The organism is Pseudomonas monteilii NBRC 103158 = DSM 14164, assembly GCF_000730605.1.
GTDB classification, from domain to species: domain Bacteria; phylum Pseudomonadota; class Gammaproteobacteria; order Pseudomonadales; family Pseudomonadaceae; genus Aquipseudomonas; species Aquipseudomonas monteilii.
In genome coordinates, this window is sequence record NZ_BBIS01000111.1 from 1 (window position 1) to 1,178 (window position 1,178).

Annotated in this window: 1 protein-coding gene; it reads left to right on the forward strand. The window is 58.5% G+C overall.

Features of this window, described 5'->3' with window-relative positions:
• Positions 1 to 166: 166 nt before the first annotated feature.
• Positions 167 to 1,178: group II intron reverse transcriptase/maturase (ltrA, locus tag PM2_RS29370; RefSeq protein WP_169742490.1), on the forward strand; the 1,012-nt coding region annotated here is incomplete at its 3' end.

A 1,178-nucleotide genomic window follows, 5' to 3' on the forward strand; every position in this document is an offset into this window, starting at 1 on the left:
AATACCGAGAGTAGAACAGCTGATCTCGACAACCCACGATGACGCAGAAGCTCCCGACACGGGAGGCCTGCCTGCCATGGCCGGACGGAATCCGGAAAGAAGCCCGCAAGGTGCTGAGGGGGTTGCGGCGACGGCTGGGCGAACGAAATCGGAGGACTACCGGCTCATGGAGCAGGTGGTCGAACCCAGCAACATGCGACGAGCGTACAAGCGCGTCCTGAAGAACCGAGGCGCGCCAGGCGTTGATCGCTTGACGGTTGAGGAACTGAAGGACTGGCTGTTGGTGCACTGGCCAAGTGTGAAGGCGGCACTGCTGGAGGATCGGTACCTGCCACGGGCGGTGCGCCGAGTGGACATTCCCAAGCCTAATGGCGGGGTTAGAACACTCGGCGTACCCACGGTGGTGGATCGGCTTATCCAGCAGGCGCTCCATCAAGTACTGCAACCGATCTTCGAGCCAACCTTCTCCGATGGCAGCTACGGCTTTCGTCCGCAGAGAAGTGCGCTCGATGCGGTCGTCAAGGCGAAAGAGTATGTGGCCGAAGGAAAGCACTGGGTAGTGGACATCGACCTGGAGAAATTCTTCGACCGGGTCAACCACGACGTGTTGATGGCTCGACTCGCCTATCGAGTGAGGGATGGTCGCGTACTCAAGCTGATCCGGCGCTTCTTAGAGGCGGGGATGATGGCTAATGGCGTGATTCAACCCCGCAGCGAGGGTACGCCTCAGGGTGGGCCGCTGTCCCCATTACTGTCGAATATCCTGCTGACCGATCTTGATCGAGAGCTGGAAAGGCGGCAGTTGAAGTTCTGCCGATATGCTGACGACTGCAATATCTACATCGGCAGTGAAGGCGCAGGGCAACGGGCGATGGCGAACATCAGAGCCTTCCTGGAGGGTCATCTGAAGCTACGTATCAACGAGCAGAAAAGCGCAGTAGCACGGCCTTGGAAGCGAAAGTTTCTGGGCTACGCGATTACGATCTATCGCCAAGAGACACGGGTGCGACCTGCCCCCGAAAGCCTGCGAAGACTGATGGATCGAGTTCGTGAGTTGCTGCGCAAGGGGCGAGGACGGTCCTTGTCTCACACTATAGAGATGCTAAATCCCGTGTTGCGGGGTTGGGCAAACTACTTTCGGCTTACCGCGAACATGCGGATGCTGGAGGAACTCGATT